Here is a 15768-nt window from a genome sequence, read left to right on the forward strand (position 1 = left end):
AAACTATCTGGGAAGGGTTCCGCAAAAGCTTCGCGACGTCAAGTTTTCTGATTAATTTGACCCCTCCCCAAAACGGGAAAACCCTTCAAAAACGATTACTTGATAACACCTGCCCGTTGTAATTCTTCAATGGTGCCATCCGTAATTCCCCAGTCTCGCAACGCTTCTGTCGTATGCTCTCCTGGCAGGCACGGCGGACTCTGAATGGCCGGCTCCGTCCGACTGAATCGTGGCGCCGGGGCAGGCTGTACAATCCCGTCATATTCAACAAAGGTTTTTCGGTGGATGTTATGGGGATGCTGCGTTGCTTCCACAATAGACAGAACAGGTGCATAGCATACATCTGTCCCCAACATAATCTCATCCCATTCGTCTCGGGTTTTCGTCTTAAAGACTTCCGTCAACCGGGCCTTGATCACCGGCCAGCTTTTCGGATCCATCTGCGGTGGCAGATCTTCCTTGTCCAGTCCAGTGCGTTCAAGCAGTTCCTCATAGAATTTTTTCTCTATGGAACCAAGCGAGATATGTTTTCCGTCCGAAGTCTCGTAAACGTCATAATAATGCGTGCCGGTATCGAGAATATTCACGCCGCGTTCGTCTTTCCAGTTACCGGCGGCCATGAGGCCATAAAACATCGTCATCAGCGAAGCGGCACCATCGACCATCGCTGTATCGACAACTTGTCCCTTGCCCGATTTTTGCGCTTCAAGGATACCGCAGACAAGGCCAAGTGCGAGATAAAGTGCCCCGCCGCCAAAATCACCGACGAGGTTGAGCGGGGGAACCGGCGCTTCATTTTTTCGGCCAATTGCATGCAGCACACCAGAAAGGGCGATATAGTTAATGTCATGACCCGCCGCCTGGGCCATTGGCCCATCCTGACCCCAGCCCGTCATACGGCCGTAAACAAGCTTCGGGTTACGCTTGAGCGCGTCATCCGGGCCTAACCCCATACGTTCCATCACACCGGGGCGAAATCCTTCGATAAGGCCGTCTGCCTGTTCGATCAATTTAAGGACAACTTCACGCCCTGCTTCACTTTTCGTGTCCACAGCGATAGAGCGTCGGCTCCTCATCAACAAGCTGTTCCGGGAACTAGGCATACTTCCAAGACCCGGATCAGACAGGCGATCGATACGGACAATATCAGCGCCCAGATCCGCCAATAGCATTGCGCACATTGGACCGGGACCGATCCCGCCCATTTCAACAATTTTATATCCAGCTAATGGCCCCATTATATTTCCCTTTTTATTTATTTTAGACCTACGTGATTCCAGCCAATTTAAACCGTTCCCGTTTAAACTGTCATCCCTTAAAGTTGCAGTGTTTCAGGAACACGCCGTAAATACTGGCATATCAGCAAAGCTACCGCGCATCCTCCCGCCATAAAGAAATAGGCTTCAGCCGCAAACCCCTCATAAAGATAGCCTGAAAAAAGAAGGCTACCGCCCATAATAAGGCCAAGGGATACAGCAGAATAAAGACCCTGAGCCCGCGCTGACATCTCAATCGGAATTTTCTCCACGATAAATCGCATCGCCCCTAAATGGGCGGTCGCAAATGTGACCCCATGAAGCATTTGGATGACCAACAGCACAGGAACGTCCGGCGAGAATCCCATGACGATCCACCTTATCATGCCCGAAGCACCGCCTAGGAAGATAAGCTGTATGGGGCTGAAAGATTTGAATAACTTTCGGGCAAAGGCGAACAGAATAATTTCAACAACTACCCCCTCCGCCCACAGGAAGCCGATGGTCGCGTCACTGATCCCTTGTGTTTGCCAATGAAGTGTCCCCGCCGAATAAAGGACAGCGTAGCTACCCTGGATAAGCCCGGCGGCGATCAGAAAAATTAGAAATGGCGGGCATTTCAACAGGCGGCGCAAGCCCTTTTTGCCCTGATCACTCCGGCTAACACGTATTTCAGGAAGCAAAAGGCAACATAAAAACAAAAACAAAAATGCCGCCGAGAGCATGACCGGGATGAAGTCCGGCGACCGGCCAACCAATAGCTGACCACCGAAGAATGAACCGGCAATAAAGGCAACCGATCCCCACAAACGAATGCGCGGATAGTCTATGTTGCGTGAACGACCGAGAGTGAGAACCAGATTATCGCCGATAGCACTAAAGGATGAAATAAACATCCCAATCGAAAGTGCCACAGCGAAAATCTGAAAAAAGCCATCAACAACGAAGTAGAATTGAAACAAGACAAGAGAAAACCCTGACATGATCACGAGCGGAGCCCGACGCCGGCCAAAGTAATCTGCGAGGGAGGCAATCATCGGCGTAAACAGAATTTTAGACCAGACAGGCGCGGAAAGAACAATGCCTATTTCCTCCGCTGTTAGCCCCTTAAACGAAAGCCAAACCGGCCAAAAGGGGAGCTGAAACCCTACAATAAGGAAAAGTGCAATATAGAAAGGCGCGAGCCGCATCGACATAAACAAATCATTGGAAAAAAATGGCGCCACGTCACGTATCTTTCTGCTGTCGGGAACCGTCTATTCCTAGGTGAGGTGACAGATCGTGTAAAGCAGCCATCTTTTTCAGGGATATTTATTTGCCTATCAGGGTATTCTCTGGCTTAATCGGCCCATAGAAATTTGCATGGAATCAGGCAAAGGGGCATTGAGAAAAATGGGTAAAATCATCGGCGGCATTGTTGTCGGTCTTGTCATTATCATAGCCATTGTTGTGGGCGTCTTTTATTTCAATCTGGATAAAGTGATTATTGCCTCGGTCGAGAAATACGGCTCGGAAGTTACGAAAACGGATGTGGTCCTGAATGAAGTCGATCTGGATGTGACAAGCGGCAAAGGGGCCCTGAAAGGGTTCAGCGTCGGCAACCCTGAAGGTTTCGACGAAGACTACTCCATTAAATTCGATAGCGTCGCCGTAGAGGTCGATATATCCGGGTCAAATGACGAGGTAATCCATATCCTCGAGATCAGGGTCGAAAATCCGTCGATAATCTATGAGGTGAATCAGACGACTAACAATCTGGACACCATTCGAAACAATGTCGACGCCTTTATGAAAGAAAACGGATTATCCGGGGGCGAAAAGTCAGAAGAAAGCAGCGAAGAGAGCGGCCCGAAAGTTATCATCGATAACATTTTCATCAATGGCGGGCAGGTCTCGGTCAAAGCAGACATGCTGGCCGGTCAAAAAATCGATGGCAAGCTTCCGAATATTCAAATGAGCGACATCGGCAAAGATGAAGGAGGTGCAAGCCCCGGAGAGGTTGCAGCAAAAATCATTGACGAACTGACCGGAAAAGCCATGAACGTTATCACCGACCTTGGGATCGGCAAGAACCTCGGGTCATTGCTTGAAAATGCTGGCGACCTTGTCAACAAAACGGGGGTCGGAAAGGCTGGCGAGGCCGCAAAGGATGCGACAAAAGGCGCGACCGAAGCCGTTGACGGTGCCGGCAAATCTATCAAAAAGTTATTGGGTGACTGAGGTCGCGGTAGAGTAAGTAATTTGCAATGGAAAAAGTAACTGAGAATATTGAGACCGTTTCGGTCTGGATAGATTTCGCCACCGATTTCGCCGTCGAGTACGGGTTTCAGATTTTAGGTGCAATTGTCTTTTTCCTTGTCGGCTTGCTCGTCGCCAACTGGATTGGCAACCGGCTAGTTGGCCTGGCAACGGCCAAGAATATCGATGTCACTCTGTCCCAGTTTCTGGGAAGCGTTGCCAAGGCAGTATTGATTGTTCTCCTGATCATCATCACGCTTGGCAATTTCGGGGTGAGCATTGCCCCGCTTATCGCCCTTGCCGGTGCCGTTACTTTCGGCGCAACCCTTGCCTTGCAAGGGCCTATATCCAACTTTGGGGCGGGCATTGCCATTATCCTGACCCGGCCGTTCGTAATCGGCAATGTTATCACTGTGCAAGGTGTCAGCGGGGTGGTCGATCGTATCACCCTTGGCATCACCTTCCTCACGGGTGAAGACGGAGAGCAAATCGCTGTGCCCAACAAGGAAATTGTCGGGCAGGTAATCGTCAATTCCATGGAAGTGCGGATCGTCGAAAGCAATTTTTGTATTGCCACTGACGTTGAGCCGAACCGGGTTATCAAGCTCGTACAGGATGCCCTTGTGAAATTCATCGACGATAAAGACGCCCCGCAGCCACAAGTTGGTATTCAGGATTTTACTTATGGCGGCCTTGTCATCGGCACGCGTGTCTGGGTTCCGGGTCTTCAGTATTTTGAGGATCGATATGTTATTAATGCCGCGATCTATAATGCCCTTCAGGAAAACGGCATCGAACTGATGAAATTTGAAAGCGCGAGCCTTTCTTTGCCCCGACTGAACGAAGGGACAGGACCCGCCACACCGCCCCCGATTTTATAAGTACTGCTTGAAGACAGATTTTCACATGAAAGCCAAATTTCTGATAACATTCGCGTTCGTTCCCCGATAGAATGGACCGCAACGGGAACAGGGATCAAATCACATGAAATACGTAATCATTGCAGGCACAGCTTTATTCCTAATTGGGTGTGCAAAATTTTCGGTTGATAACCCCAACCCTTACAGCACCTATACCTATGACTATTCTGATTGCTGTCAGCAAGGTAACGGACCGCGCCGATAATAATAACAAAGGATTAGTACCATGTCTGGAATGAAGCTGACACATGCTTTTGATATGCAACTTTCCGTTAAAACACCGATTGCTGACCTTGGAAAAACACCGATGGGCGGACGACTGATAGCCGAAGTTACAGGCGGCGATGTCATCGGCCCCATGCTCAATGGCCATATACACGGCGGCGGCGCGGACTGGCTTCTGATACGCGATGATGGCGTTATGCAGCTTGACGTACGCCTGACAATCGAGGCGGAAGATGGTGGGCTGATCTACACTCGCTACGAAGGGCTCCGCCATGGGCCAAAAGAAGTTATGGAAAAAATGGCACGGGGAGAGGAAGTCGATCCCAACCAGTTCTACTTCCGTATTTCGCCGCGTTTCGAAACCTCCGCCTCATCGCATCAATGGCTGAACAAGCATCTTTTTGTTGGCACCGGAGAACGCAACGCCCAAGGCCCGAAGTACAGTGTTTATAAAGTAGAGTAGCTTAACCCTCCCTATTCACAGGACCCGTCCCAAGGGATACTGATAAATACGGTCTTTCCATCGACACCGGGGAAATCCTGAAATAATGCGTCCAACACCTCATCAAAGACTCCGGTAAGCGTTGGGCATCGCCCGGCGGACTGCGCGCGCCCTTCATAAATCCGGACCGGGTTAGCGGTGCCTGCAGTCTTCCCTTCGACGATATCAATCGAGATGAACCGGTTATATTCCACCCAGCTCTCGGTATTGTAGGTACGCCCGATGGAGCCACCATAAAATGGTCCGCTGCCACCATATACACCGAGTCCAAGGCCTCCAAACACAGGGGTCGAACTGGTCGAAACTCGCGGTTCCGTCCCGTCAACACCATAGGAAACATAGGCGATATAATCCGGGTCCGGCAGGTTCTCCTCCACTTCGAAACCCACAAACCTAAGCTTATCGGCAATTTTCGGCCGATAGTTCAGGAATTCGAGACTCGATTCTTTTGCTTCCGGTTGCGCGCGGATCACAATTGTCTTGCCTTTGATACTAGCAAGTTCCGGCGTGAAGAAGGCTGTTACGTTCGCTTCTACCGTCGGTTTTGCGCAGGCTGCCAACAACAGGCCCGTCATGATTAGAATTACGACTCTCATAAACTCACTCCAACAGCTTCCTGATCGGCATAGTCTTCTAATATTGTGCCGTCAATGTTCTCAATCAACATGACGCAGGCAAGATCATTCGCTTTTTATCTGTTTTTCCGAAATTGGTATTAACCATATCCAGCAATTATTTTTACTTTTATGCAAATTTTAGATATAATTTCATCAGCAGTTTCTTTGAGTTATTTGTCCAGTCATAAGGTCAAGGCACAAGGAAAACTGCAAATAATCACGTCGACTGCCTTAACAGACGAGAAAAACATAGTCGGAAATCTATTTTAACCGATTTGCAAATTTAAAAATTAGGGGCACAGTAAAGGCGAATTCAAGATGAATGTTGATCTAATTGGCAAGCCCGCTTTCCTGACAGACATTAAGTATGGCGATCTATTTTACACGCAGGTCGGTGAGCGAATTTACCCCTGCATCAAAACCTTCATGGTCAAAAATGATACGGAAATCATTGATTATGTCGTTTCCTTCATGCCGTCGGAAAGAGACAGATCTCAGCTTCCGCGATTGCTGGAAGAGCGAAGCTTAACGGCCAAAACGGCCTATCGCGTCTCTGGCCCGATCTTCCGATCCCTCATCGCAGAGAGCGCGTTGTTAATGGATGTTGAGTATTGGCCCAAACCGGGCATCGTGATTGAAAGTTCGGACGCTACCTATCTTACGGTAAAATCTGGCCCGATGCCGCACAAGCTGACTTATCTTAATGTCAATACGGGCGAGTTGCTAGCGACCCCACCAAAAGCCCCTTTTGTCTTTGTTATGGAATGGAAAATTGTTCTGCAGCAAGCCGGTGGGGAACAGACACTTATCCGTTTCCCGATGGGAAGCCCTACCTTGCTCAAAAACGCGGCGGCACAGTAATCCTGAAGGAGTGCTGCTCCAATTGAAGGCGCTACAGCGGCCGGAGTAAACACTTCGGTCGCTTTTTCATCTATATCAATGGCTTGGGAATGGTGGGCGTAACAAGATTCGAACTTGTGACCTCTGCGATGTCAACACAGCGCTCTAACCAACTGAGCTATACGCCCTTATGCTCGCATCATTTGCGGCGGGAATGGCGACTTATAATGCCCAGTGAAAACCATTGCAAGCCCTATCTAGATTGGGCAGTGGATAAAGAAACTCCAACCGCAATCAGGATATGGCACGGTCATCGAGAGCGTTGCTCACAGCCTCGACAAGGGAATTTAGGTGAAACGGTTTTGAGAGAACCTTGCTAACACCATCAACGGTGTCCAATGCCTCCATCGCCACAGCGGAAAACCCGGTAATGAAGATAACTGGCAAATCCGGATCTTTCTCTCTGGCATGACGAGCAAGCTCAATTCCGTTCATTCCCGGCATCACAAGATCCGAAATTAAAATATCCACATGCCCGGTCCCAAGCGCCGGCAATGCATCTTCCCCATCGCTGAAAGCAAGGACTTCATGCCCGGCATTTTCGAGGCTGCGCGCCAGAAAAGGGCGCAAGTTTTCATCATCTTCTGCAAGCAAAATACGCGCCATGGCAAAATCTATATAATTGTCATTCAAATACAAACTGGAATCAGACTATACTATACAAGTACGGCTGGCGAAATGAGCCCAAATAGTTTTTAACAGCGACTAAGGTGAGCATCCCCATCATGGCGGCTTTTGCATCCCCTGTAAAGATTGAGTGGCCCTCGGAATGGCGCATTCCTTTTATATTTTCCTCGCCCCATAGTGGGAGAGACTATCCAGAAGATTTTATCGAAAGCACAAAACTGGAATTCACAAAGTTGCGCCAGTCGGAGGATTTTCTGGTCGATGAGCTGTTTGCCTGCGCGCCCGATTATGGGGCGCCGCTGCTATCAGCGAATTTCCCACGTGCTTATTGCGACGCCAATCGCGAAGCATTCGAACTCGATCCGCATATGTACAAGACACCGCTGCCTGACTATGTAATGACGGTAAGTCCGCGTCTGGCCAGCGGTATCGGCACCATCCCGAAGGTCGTTGGTGCCGGACAGGAGATCTATGCCGGAAAACTTGACTTTGAAGACGCTAGACAGCGTATCAATGAATGCTATTTTCCATATCATCACGCGCTTCGCCAACTTCTTGAAGAAGGGCGGAAAAAATTTGGGTATATCTATTTGCTGGATTGCCATTCCATGCCCCCGGCAAATGTATCCAAAGGCGGGTCACTTTTCCGGGCATCCGATCAAAGACCGGACATTATTCTTGGCAACAGGTACGGTACATCCTGCTCACCAAGACTCTTTGAGGAAGCTTTCACCCGGCTTGAAGACCATGGTTATCATATCGGTCAGAACTCACCCTACGCAGGTGGCTATATCACAGCCCATTATGGGAACCCGGAAAAGAACATCCATGCCCTGCAGATAGAGATTAACAGGGCGCTCTATATGGATCAGGAAAACCTGCAAACAACGGACGGGTTCTGCATGCTCAAGAAAGCTATTACCGGATTTGTGCAGGGTATGAGCGCAAACTATAGCTCTTTACTAACGGCCTGAAGCAAATGAATGAACACGCAAAAATAGTTGTCCGCACTTCAATTTCTGAAGATATCGCATCTATCACAGATATCTACGCAGTGAGCGTCCTGACCGGGTTCGGCACCTTTGAAATCAAACCGCCCGACATGATGGAAATGACAGCCCGCAGAAATACAATTTTGGAACAACAACTCCCTTATCTGGTTGCTGAACATGACGGAGAGGTTGTTGGTTTCGCCTATGCGGGTGTCTACCGACCGCGTCCCGCTTATCAAAACACCGTGGAAAATTCGGTCTATGTCCGCGAAGGCGGGCGGAAAAAAGGTGTCGGAAAAGCTCTCCTCTCCACTCTGATCGAGGAATGTAAGAAGGCTGGGAAAAAGCAGATGGTTGCGGTCATTGGTGACTCAGCCAATCGCGGATCAATCAAGCTGCATCAAAGTCTCGGGTTTCGGCTCGTCGGTATCCTTGAATCCGTTGGTTACAAACATGAACGGTGGCTTGATACGGTCATTATGCAAAAAAATCTGACGGCCGAATAAAACTGGCGCGGTATTTGCTTCTCTTAGGGCAGGAGGATGTAAATGCGTATATTAATATGGTCACTTGCTTTTATTCTGATTGCTCTGCAACCAACGGTGTCTAATGCCGCGAGCGTTATCGCAAACGCGCCGCAACACGCCGAAACCTGCGGTAAAGCGGTGACGGCGGCTGAAAAAGCACACCGTCTGCCGAAACGGCTTTTAACGGCTGTTTCCTTGACTGAGAGCGGTCATTGGCACAAGGAAAAGCAGGAAATGATTGCCTGGCCCTGGACCGTTTATGCCGAGGGACGGGGGAGATATCTGCCCAGTAAGGAGATTGCTATCAAAGAAGTGAAGGCGCTTAAGGCTAAGGGCATCAAAAATATTGATGTCGGCTGCATGCAGGTCAATCTCTATTATCATCCAGATGCATTTGAGGATCTGGACGCAGCGCTAGACCCTAAACAAAATACCGAGTATGCGGCAAAACTCCTTAAAAGCCTCAGAGAGGAAAGCCGGTCCTGGAACACAGCAATTGCACATTACCATTCTCGTACACACAAATATAACATCCCGTACCGGCAGAAAGTTCTGAAGATATGGCAGAAGGAACGGCGCAAAGACACAGAGGCCAGAATGGCGGCAACCCGCGAGGCCTACCGACTCAAGCGGGAGCAGCTCGCCGAACGAATCAAGGAAGCGAGCCAGCGCCGTTTCACTAAGGAAAATCAACGAAAACTAGCGATGAGTCCGTCGTCCTGATTATAGATCATTGCGCACCTTCCCAGCTGCGCAAAGCCTCTTTCCGTTCCAATCCCCATCGATAACCATGCAACTTGCCATCGGTGCCGATTACCCGGTGGCACGGGACAATAAGGGAAACCGGATTAGTCGCGCAGGCACGCCCCACTGCGCGTGCCGATTTTGGTGCACCCATATCCTCCGCCAACTCACGATAGGTTTTCGTATCACCCGGCCCTATTTGAAGTAAAGCCTGCCACACCCGCCGCTGAAAGGCGGTGCCATACATATCGAGCGGGATCTCAGGTAAAGCTGCTGAAGTTTCTTCCAGAAAATCGACGATTGCTCTTGTCCAATTCGCAAGTTGCCCAATATCAGCCGCAATTTCTGCCTGTGGAAACTCGCCTTCCAACTCTTCAATCAACTCAGTTTTATCGTCGCCAAAATAGATGGCACAGACGCCATGACGCGTCCCGGCGACCAACATTTGCCCAAGAAAGCACTCCGCGAAGGCATAGGCGATCTCCGCGCCCACCCCACCTTTTGCGTAAGATGCCGGTGTCATACCAAAACGCGCATGTGCCTTTTCATAAAGCCGGGAAGCAGACCCGAATCCCGCGCCATAGGCAGCCTCGGTCACTGTTTCGCCGGCTTTCACGTTTTCCTTGAACGCCACCGTCCGGCGATTGTCGTAATAATCCATCGGAGAAATGCCGAGGATTTTCTTGAAACTTCGGGAAAGATGATCCTCGCTGTAGCCCGTCTCACTCGCCAGCCACCCAAGGCTGAGCTTTTCATTTGTAGATTCCCCGATATGCCGTTCAACTAACTGACAAATCTGGCGAGTAAGCGACAATCCCGGATCGGCAATTTTCACCAAATCCGGCCGACACCGGCGACAGGCGCGAAACCCTTCCGCCTCTGCCAATTCCGGCAAATCAAAATATCGAACATTCTCCGGCTTTGGATTACGGGCGGAGCAGGAAGGGCGGCAATAGACACCCGTTGTCTTCACCCCATAAACAAACTTGCCGTCTTCGTTCTTATTGCGGGTCATGACCGCGTTCAATCTTGTATCATTCGTCATTTTCTTAAGCCCACCTCAATTACATTGAGAGGTAATTTAGGCACCCCGTCGCACATAAACTATCCGATTTCCGCGATGATATTGCCAACGCGGCCATGAGGCTCAGGTTGCCGTTTCCTCAAGCTTGGGATCTTGCTCCGTCTCATCCTTGTCGGGATTTTTCCGGCGAATAATGATATCGCCATTTTCATTCATCTCCGGCGCTTCATATTGCGGAATGGACCCAATAAAGGCCCCTAACGCGTCCATAAGCTTGGTAATACCCTGAAGCGCAAGATTCTCAGGATCGTCCTTCTTTTCGTCCGCCAAGGCTGGTGGAGCGAAAGTTATAAAAACTGTGAACGCAGAAGCCAAAATGACCCGTTTCATCGCAAAATCCTCCGGCGAAATAATATACACCACCCCTTATATGTAGGGAATTTCGTGGCAAATGCACTGCATTATCATAATATAGCCCTAACATAGAGCATTAGAAATACGATAAGGAGAGTCGGCAATGTTTGATCTCGTCATCATGGTTGATTGGTCCGCCGCTGCCTCTCCGGGACCCGCGAAGCCTTCCCCAGATAGATGCTGGCTCGCTTGGGCCGCCGATGGTGATCTCTCTGACCCGGAATATTTTCGTACCCGCGCTGCCTGCATGACGCGCATTCATGAATTGCTTGCGAATTTTGACGGCGCCGCTTGTGTCGGGTTCGATTTCCCTTTTGGATATCCCGCCGGAAGCGGCCTTGGTGGCGGACGCGCCGCCGCCGCCCATATCGCCCGAGACCTCACTTCGGATGAGTTGGACAAGAACAATCGTTTTGAGGTTGCGGCAAAACTCAATAAGGACATATCAAGCGACGCGGGCCCCTTCTGGGGTTGTCCGGCAGCTGCTGCATCAGACTATCTGACTGTCAAGAAACCAGAGTTCACTCATACCGAATTCACGGAGTGGCGAACAGTCGAAAAATTCCTCCGGGAAGAAAAGAAAGAACACTCTATTTCCACCGTCTGGAAACTATACACAACAGGATCCGTCGGTAGTCAGTCCCTTACCGGCCTAAAAGAGCTCAATGAGCTCGCTCGCCAGCCTGACATCGCGCATCGCATCAAATTCTGGCCGTTTGAGACAAGCTGGGAAGTCGACCTAAACGGCATTATCCTAACAGAAATCTGGCCAAGCCTGAATAGCCATGCGTCCTATGATCACCCGATCAAGGATGCGCGGCAGGTGTTGGCCTGTCGGGACTGGCTGTTGGAAAAAATAGCCTCAGACGACGCGCGTGAAGCCTTTGCCGCGCCTCAATGGCTTACCCCGCCACAAGAAAGAAAATGCCGGATTGAGGAAGGCTGGATTTTAGGCGTCCGGTAAAAACTCTTGAATGAGATCAGCTTTGGTACGCGTAAACCCGGAGGCGATCCAGCTCTCTTCCATCTTTTTCAATAACTTTCCCAGCATCGCCCCCTCTTCGACACCAAGGTTCAGCAGATCACGGCCCGTGACGGGAAACTGGGGGCGCTCCATTGGTCTGCTTCTTTCAGGTAAGCTTCGAGCTTAGCGTCCGTCCCAAGCGTTGACCAAAGCAGCAATGTCTGATCCACAAAGCCTGTCTTACCGATTTTATAAAGAAGCTCTCGACAGGCGGACGGGGGCATATCAATCTCTACTTCGTTTCCGCACATCATTGAAAGTCGCTCTTTTTGCTTATTGGAGAAGCGGAGCTTTTCTGCAACCTTTAAGACCCTCTCCTTTTTACCCTGCAGAAGCGCCGAAAACCGCAAAATCGCGTCGCTTGGTCTACTCAGAGACAGCATTCCATTCAGTCGTGACACATCTGCGGGGCCATTGAGGACCGCGGTCAATACGCCTGTTTCCTCCATAAGGGTTATAGCAGGAACCGGGTTATTGGTGCCGAGCAGCAGCAACAGTTCTTTCTGCACTCGTTCTGCCGACAACTGATCAAGTTGACTCGCCGCGTTCGCGCAGGCACGCAACGCGTGTTCATCGGGATTTTCGTCGCCAAATCGGGCGTAGAAACGGAAATAGCGCAAAACACGCAAATAGTCTTCGCGGATGCGGTCCGCTGCATTTCCTATAAAGCGGACATGTGCTGATGCAAGGTCTGCAAGCCCTCCTACCGGGTCAACGAGTTCACCTTCAGGATCAAGATACAGCGCATTAAAGGTGAAATCCCGCCGTTCCGCATCACGTTCCCAGTCTTGAGTGAAGGCAATATCCGCATGGCGACCATGGGCGACAACATCGACCCGCAGGGTTGTAATTTCAAAATGCCGTTTGTTCAGGACCGCCGTGATGGTGCCATGATCAAGCCCCGTGGGAAGCGCCGTGATGCCCGCTCGCTCAAGCCCTTGTATTACCGCGCCGGGAAGCAAATCCGTTGCAATGTCAATATCCTCAGTCTCGAGTCCCAAAAGCGCATCACGAACGCAGCCACCGACGAAACGAGCCACACCGCCTTCATTTTTCAGGGCGTCGATTATCGCTTGCGTTTCCGGCCAACTTCGCCAGAGAGGAGGATGCGTGAAAATATCAGCGAGCTTCTCTCCGATTGGCATTGCGCCATCACTCTTTCTGTTCAGAGGGCAATACTTGCGAGTCTATTATCCGGCCATCTTCAAATCTGGGTGGCACATAGACAGTTCCCTCGCTTGGTTCTCCGCTTATCAGTCCCAGCGCAATCAGGCTGGCCGCCATCAACAGCAGTCCGCTTATCGTTGCAATGGCAAGGGATGCTTTACCCCATGTTTTATCTCCGCCTGCACGTCCATTGAAATACAGATAAACGCCATAAACGACGAATGGAAGAATGAGCGGGATAATATGGAAAAGTATTGATCTGATCATTTCAGCATTATCCGTTCCGATAAATCTTTGATCATGCCGGCTGTGGCACCCCATATATAATAGTCACCGAACGGGATCGCATACCAGAACCTTTCCACGCCATCGCGAAAACCGCTATGTTTTTTGCGGTTCGCCTGATCAAGGAGGAAGTCGAGTGGCACCTCAAAAATCTCTGACACCTCACCGGCTTCCGGCCGCAAATCGAATGTGGGTTCGACAAGCCCGACAACCGGCGTTACTGAATATTGGGTTACGGTGACATAAGTTGTCAGGGTCCCGACGACTTCCACCAGTTTCGGATCAAGCGAAATTTCCTCCTGCGACTCACGAAGGGCCGTCGCAACGGCATTTTCATCGCCTTCATCTGCTCGTCCGCCCGGGAAGCTTATCTGCCCTGCATGCTTTGAAAGATGCGTCGCACGGCGGGTGAGAATGACGGTCGGGCCTTCCCGCCGGAGAACGATGGGGACGAGAACCGCCGCAGGGGTGAAGGGTAAATTTCGATCAGGAGCGCTCGCGGGGTTCAAATCATGATCTCCCCGCATACTCCCGGACAGGTTCAATGCGGGCGATAATGTCGTCGGCACTGGTCCCAATGACTGCTGTAACTTTTTCGTCAGTTCTTGTTTCTTATGTATCAAAAATGTCATTCACTAATCCGAGTTCAAAAAACTGTCCGCTACTCCAGAACCCGAAGCGGTCCTCACCATTTATATTTTCCTCTCCGGCAAGATTTACAAGATCATAGAATACCGGGCGGTTGATCAGCGCCTCCAAATTTGCACGAACACGCACATAAGGAGACGGCTCCTTGGTCTCCGGATCGATTTCCAGACGAAACGGATGATCCTTATCCATGATCACGAAATCGTCAACATTCGTACGGAAGCTGATAATTCTCTCCGTCCCCTCCCCCTCGACAAACATTTCTACGGCGACAAACGGCGCGTCATCGACTTTAATTCCGATCTTTTCGACCGGTGTCACAAGATAATATCTACCGTCATCATCGAACCGGATAACCCCGGAAAACAGCTTTACTAGCGGCTTTCGACCGATGGGCGAACCAAGATAGAACCAGGTACCATCACGGGCAATGCGCATATCTAGGTCGCCACAAAATTCAGGGTTCCACAGATGAACTGGCGGATGCTTCTGCCCTTCGATCTGCTTGATGATGGCCCCGAGGCCGTCATTCGTGTCCGGAGTTGTCATAATTTTGGCCTTAAATGCTCATTTTTTGATACTATATTTAGGTTAGTCGTTGCTGGCTACCAAGTCGCCAGTTCAGATTACTCATTTTTCACAGATGATGACAGGCTCACATGAACACAACTGGCAATACTGAACAGGAAATAGTTGAAAGAGTCGACAGCCTGTCTGAAAAGTTTTCCGATCTGAAATCCGGTATTGGAGAGTTTATTTTCGGCCAGGATCAGGTTGTTGAACTCACCTTAATTACTTTACTTGCACGCGGGCATGCCCTGTTGATCGGCGTGCCGGGCCTAGCGAAAACCCGGCTCGTCGAAACCCTGGGCGGCGTGCTTGGCCTCGACGATAAGCGCGTCCAGTTCACTCCCGACTTGATGCCCGCCGACATACTGGGATCAGAAATTCTTGAAACAGCCGACGACGGCAGCCGCCACTTCAAGTTTCTCAAAGGGCCTATTTTCGGGCAAATATTGATGGCGGACGAAATCAACCGCGCCAGCCCACGTACCCAGTCTGCTCTGCTTCAGGCAATGCAGGAGGAAATGGTCACTGTCGCGGGACAAACCTATCCCCTGCCAAAACCGTTTCATGTTCTCGCCACGCAAAACCCCATTGAGCAGGAGGGAACCTACCCTCTGCCCGAAGCACAGCTTGACCGCTTTCTGATGCAGATCGACGTCGGCTATCCGGACCGTGACACTGAACGGCGTATCCTGCTTGAAACCACCGTCAATGAGGAGGCCGTGCCGGCGCAGATTATTTCTCCCGAAGAACTGATGGAAGCGCAGCATCTGGTTCGCGAAATGCCTGTGAGCGATGCCGTCATCGATGCTATATTGAAGTTGGTGCGAGAAGGCCGCCCCGGCGAGAGCGAAAACGAGCTTGTCAATAAATATGTCTCTTGGGGCCCCGGTCCACGGGCGAGCCAGGCGCTTATATTAGCGGTACGCGCGCGGGCCTTGCTTGAAAGAAGAATGAGCCCGTCGATCGATGATGTAGTCGCGCTTGCCAAACCAGTGATGCGTCACCGGATGGCCCTTTCCTATGCGGCCCGGGCAGAGAATATAACGATGGAGGATATCATCAACTCGCTTACTGTTCCGCTGGAGTAA

20 protein-coding genes and 1 tRNA gene are annotated in these 15768 nt (G+C 50.5%); 9 read left to right on the forward strand and 12 right to left on the reverse strand.

The window, feature by feature from the left end; translation table 11 throughout:
- Positions 1 to 95: 95 nt before the first annotated feature.
- The gene (locus tag AC0L73_RS07755) at positions 96 to 1238 is read right to left on the reverse strand and encodes a CaiB/BaiF CoA transferase family protein (protein ID WP_227952684.1); all 1143 of its coding nucleotides are present in this window, start codon (positions 1236 to 1238) and stop codon (positions 96 to 98) included.
- Between the two features lie 77 nt (positions 1239 to 1315).
- A complete protein-coding gene (locus AC0L73_RS07760) occupies positions 1316 to 2482 on the reverse strand; it encodes an MFS transporter (RefSeq protein WP_473655256.1) in 1167 nt (388 codons plus the stop codon).
- Between the two features lie 166 nt (positions 2483 to 2648).
- On the opposite strand from AC0L73_RS07760, the gene AC0L73_RS07765 reads away from it, so the two are divergent.
- From AC0L73_RS07765 to AC0L73_RS07775, 3 genes are all read left to right on the forward strand, one after another.
- Positions 2649 to 3476: a hypothetical protein gene (locus AC0L73_RS07765; RefSeq protein ID WP_227952681.1), complete on the forward strand. Its 828-nt coding sequence runs from the start codon at positions 2649 to 2651 to the stop codon at positions 3474 to 3476.
- 26 nt (positions 3477 to 3502) lie between these two features.
- Positions 3503 to 4375 (forward strand): mechanosensitive ion channel family protein, encoded by an 873-nt coding sequence (locus AC0L73_RS07770; RefSeq protein WP_227952679.1) that lies wholly within the window; start codon positions 3503 to 3505, stop codon positions 4373 to 4375.
- A gap of 265 nt (positions 4376 to 4640) precedes the next feature.
- Positions 4641 to 5102, forward strand: coding sequence for a DUF3237 domain-containing protein (locus tag AC0L73_RS07775; protein ID WP_227952677.1), 462 nt, complete (start codon positions 4641 to 4643; stop codon positions 5100 to 5102).
- Positions 5103 to 5113: 11 nt separating this feature from the next.
- Here AC0L73_RS07775 and AC0L73_RS07780 read toward each other — a convergent pair whose 3' ends face one another.
- Positions 5114 to 5737 carry a hypothetical protein gene (locus tag AC0L73_RS07780; RefSeq protein WP_227952675.1) on the reverse strand — a complete coding sequence of 208 codons (624 nt, stop codon included), beginning with the start codon at positions 5735 to 5737 and terminating at the stop codon, positions 5114 to 5116.
- Between the two features lie 339 nt (positions 5738 to 6076).
- Here AC0L73_RS07780 and AC0L73_RS07785 point away from each other — a divergent pair, with 339 nt between their 5' ends.
- On the forward strand, positions 6077 to 6619 hold the full coding sequence (locus tag AC0L73_RS07785) for a hypothetical protein (RefSeq protein WP_227952673.1): 543 nt from the start codon (positions 6077 to 6079) through the stop codon (positions 6617 to 6619).
- A gap of 90 nt (positions 6620 to 6709) precedes the next feature.
- On the opposite strand, the gene AC0L73_RS07790 is transcribed toward AC0L73_RS07785, so the two are convergent.
- Together AC0L73_RS07790 and AC0L73_RS07795 are read right to left on the reverse strand one after the other, a co-directional pair.
- A tRNA-Val gene (locus tag AC0L73_RS07790) sits at positions 6710 to 6786 on the reverse strand.
- A 106-nt stretch (positions 6787 to 6892) separates the two neighbouring features.
- Positions 6893 to 7264 carry a response regulator gene (locus AC0L73_RS07795; protein ID WP_227952671.1) on the reverse strand — a complete coding sequence of 124 codons (372 nt, stop codon included), beginning with the start codon at positions 7262 to 7264 and terminating at the stop codon, positions 6893 to 6895.
- Between the two features lie 119 nt (positions 7265 to 7383).
- Between AC0L73_RS07795 and AC0L73_RS07800 the strand changes: the two genes are divergently transcribed.
- The 3 genes from AC0L73_RS07800 to AC0L73_RS07810 are packed head-to-tail and all read left to right on the forward strand — an operon-like array spanning position 7384 to position 9527.
- The gene (locus AC0L73_RS07800) at positions 7384 to 8259 is read left to right on the forward strand and encodes an N-formylglutamate amidohydrolase (protein WP_473655257.1); all 876 of its coding nucleotides are present in this window, start codon (positions 7384 to 7386) and stop codon (positions 8257 to 8259) included.
- 5 nt (positions 8260 to 8264) lie between these two features.
- Positions 8265 to 8783, forward strand: coding sequence for a GNAT family N-acetyltransferase (locus tag AC0L73_RS07805; protein ID WP_473655258.1), 519 nt, complete (start codon positions 8265 to 8267; stop codon positions 8781 to 8783).
- 42 nt (positions 8784 to 8825) lie between these two features.
- Positions 8826 to 9527: a transglycosylase SLT domain-containing protein gene (locus AC0L73_RS07810; RefSeq protein ID WP_473655259.1), complete on the forward strand. Its 702-nt coding sequence runs from the start codon at positions 8826 to 8828 to the stop codon at positions 9525 to 9527.
- Between the two features lie 7 nt (positions 9528 to 9534).
- Here the strand turns inward: AC0L73_RS07810 and AC0L73_RS07815 are convergent, their stop codons facing one another.
- Together AC0L73_RS07815 and AC0L73_RS07820 are read right to left on the reverse strand one after the other, a co-directional pair.
- On the reverse strand, positions 9535 to 10593 hold the full coding sequence (locus AC0L73_RS07815) for a bifunctional transcriptional activator/DNA repair enzyme AdaA (protein ID WP_227952663.1): 1059 nt from the start codon (positions 10591 to 10593) through the stop codon (positions 9535 to 9537).
- 102 nt (positions 10594 to 10695) lie between these two features.
- On the reverse strand, positions 10696 to 10962 hold the full coding sequence (locus tag AC0L73_RS07820; RefSeq protein WP_227952662.1) for a hypothetical protein: 267 nt from the start codon (positions 10960 to 10962) through the stop codon (positions 10696 to 10698).
- A 127-nt stretch (positions 10963 to 11089) separates the two neighbouring features.
- Between AC0L73_RS07820 and AC0L73_RS07825 the strand changes: the two genes are divergently transcribed.
- Positions 11090 to 11950, forward strand: coding sequence for a hypothetical protein (locus AC0L73_RS07825; protein ID WP_227952660.1), 861 nt, complete (start codon positions 11090 to 11092; stop codon positions 11948 to 11950).
- Here the strand turns inward: AC0L73_RS07825 and AC0L73_RS07830 are convergent.
- The 5 genes from AC0L73_RS07830 to AC0L73_RS07850 are packed head-to-tail and all read right to left on the reverse strand — an operon-like array spanning position 11936 to position 14659.
- Positions 11936 to 12103 carry a hypothetical protein gene (locus AC0L73_RS07830; RefSeq protein ID WP_473655260.1) on the reverse strand — a complete coding sequence of 56 codons (168 nt, stop codon included), beginning with the start codon at positions 12101 to 12103 and terminating at the stop codon, positions 11936 to 11938. The two genes, AC0L73_RS07825 and AC0L73_RS07830, sit on opposite strands and share 15 nt — an antisense overlap.
- Entirely contained in the window at positions 12061 to 13155 is a 1095-nt protein-coding gene (locus tag AC0L73_RS07835; RefSeq protein WP_473655261.1) for a CCA tRNA nucleotidyltransferase, read from the reverse strand. Before AC0L73_RS07835 ends, AC0L73_RS07830 begins: the two co-directional genes overlap by 43 nt.
- Positions 13156 to 13162: 7 nt before the next feature.
- Complete coding sequence (locus AC0L73_RS07840; RefSeq protein WP_227952656.1) at positions 13163 to 13444, reverse strand: DUF6111 family protein; 282 nt, start codon at positions 13442 to 13444, stop codon at positions 13163 to 13165.
- Complete coding sequence (locus tag AC0L73_RS07845) at positions 13441 to 14094, reverse strand: CoA pyrophosphatase (protein ID WP_227952649.1); 654 nt, start codon at positions 14092 to 14094, stop codon at positions 13441 to 13443. The genes AC0L73_RS07840 and AC0L73_RS07845 overlap by 4 nt, the downstream gene beginning before the upstream one ends.
- Entirely contained in the window at positions 14075 to 14659 is a 585-nt protein-coding gene (locus tag AC0L73_RS07850) for a DUF1285 domain-containing protein (protein WP_227952647.1), read from the reverse strand. The genes AC0L73_RS07845 and AC0L73_RS07850 overlap by 20 nt, the downstream gene beginning before the upstream one ends.
- A gap of 110 nt (positions 14660 to 14769) precedes the next feature.
- Between AC0L73_RS07850 and AC0L73_RS07855 the strand changes: the two genes are divergently transcribed.
- Entirely contained in the window at positions 14770 to 15768 is a 999-nt protein-coding gene (locus AC0L73_RS07855) for an AAA family ATPase (RefSeq protein ID WP_227952645.1), read from the forward strand.

The sequence above is a fragment of the Sneathiella sp. D3-11 genome (assembly GCF_055809395.1).

Coding starts and splice junctions, on each gene's coding strand:
- AC0L73_RS07755 (WP_227952684.1), bottom strand. CDS start 1,238: ATGGGGCCATTAGCTGGATATAAAATTGTTGAAATGGGCGGGATCGGT.
- AC0L73_RS07765 (WP_227952681.1), top strand. CDS start 2,649: ATGGGTAAAATCATCGGCGGCATTGTTGTCGGTCTTGTCATTATCATA.
- AC0L73_RS07770 (WP_227952679.1), top strand. CDS start 3,503: ATGGAAAAAGTAACTGAGAATATTGAGACCGTTTCGGTCTGGATAGAT.
- AC0L73_RS07775 (WP_227952677.1), top strand. CDS start 4,641: ATGTCTGGAATGAAGCTGACACATGCTTTTGATATGCAACTTTCCGTT.
- AC0L73_RS07780 (WP_227952675.1), bottom strand. CDS start 5,737: ATGAGAGTCGTAATTCTAATCATGACGGGCCTGTTGTTGGCAGCCTGC.
- AC0L73_RS07785 (WP_227952673.1), top strand. CDS start 6,077: ATGAATGTTGATCTAATTGGCAAGCCCGCTTTCCTGACAGACATTAAG.
- AC0L73_RS07795 (WP_227952671.1), bottom strand. CDS start 7,264: ATGGCGCGTATTTTGCTTGCAGAAGATGATGAAAACTTGCGCCCTTTT.
- AC0L73_RS07800 (WP_473655257.1), top strand. CDS start 7,384: ATGGCGGCTTTTGCATCCCCTGTAAAGATTGAGTGGCCCTCGGAATGG.
- AC0L73_RS07805 (WP_473655258.1), top strand. CDS start 8,265: ATGAATGAACACGCAAAAATAGTTGTCCGCACTTCAATTTCTGAAGAT.
- AC0L73_RS07810 (WP_473655259.1), top strand. CDS start 8,826: ATGCGTATATTAATATGGTCACTTGCTTTTATTCTGATTGCTCTGCAA.
- AC0L73_RS07815 (WP_227952663.1), bottom strand. CDS start 10,593: ATGACGAATGATACAAGATTGAACGCGGTCATGACCCGCAATAAGAAC.
- AC0L73_RS07820 (WP_227952662.1), bottom strand. CDS start 10,962: ATGAAACGGGTCATTTTGGCTTCTGCGTTCACAGTTTTTATAACTTTC.
- AC0L73_RS07825 (WP_227952660.1), top strand. CDS start 11,090: ATGTTTGATCTCGTCATCATGGTTGATTGGTCCGCCGCTGCCTCTCCG.
- AC0L73_RS07830 (WP_473655260.1), bottom strand. CDS start 12,103: ATGGAGCGCCCCCAGTTTCCCGTCACGGGCCGTGATCTGCTGAACCTT.
- AC0L73_RS07835 (WP_473655261.1), bottom strand. CDS start 13,155: ATGCCAATCGGAGAGAAGCTCGCTGATATTTTCACGCATCCTCCTCTC.
- AC0L73_RS07840 (WP_227952656.1), bottom strand. CDS start 13,444: ATGATCAGATCAATACTTTTCCATATTATCCCGCTCATTCTTCCATTC.
- AC0L73_RS07845 (WP_227952649.1), bottom strand. CDS start 14,094: ATGACATTTTTGATACATAAGAAACAAGAACTGACGAAAAAGTTACAG.
- AC0L73_RS07850 (WP_227952647.1), bottom strand. CDS start 14,659: ATGACAACTCCGGACACGAATGACGGCCTCGGGGCCATCATCAAGCAG.
- AC0L73_RS07855 (WP_227952645.1), top strand. CDS start 14,770: ATGAACACAACTGGCAATACTGAACAGGAAATAGTTGAAAGAGTCGAC.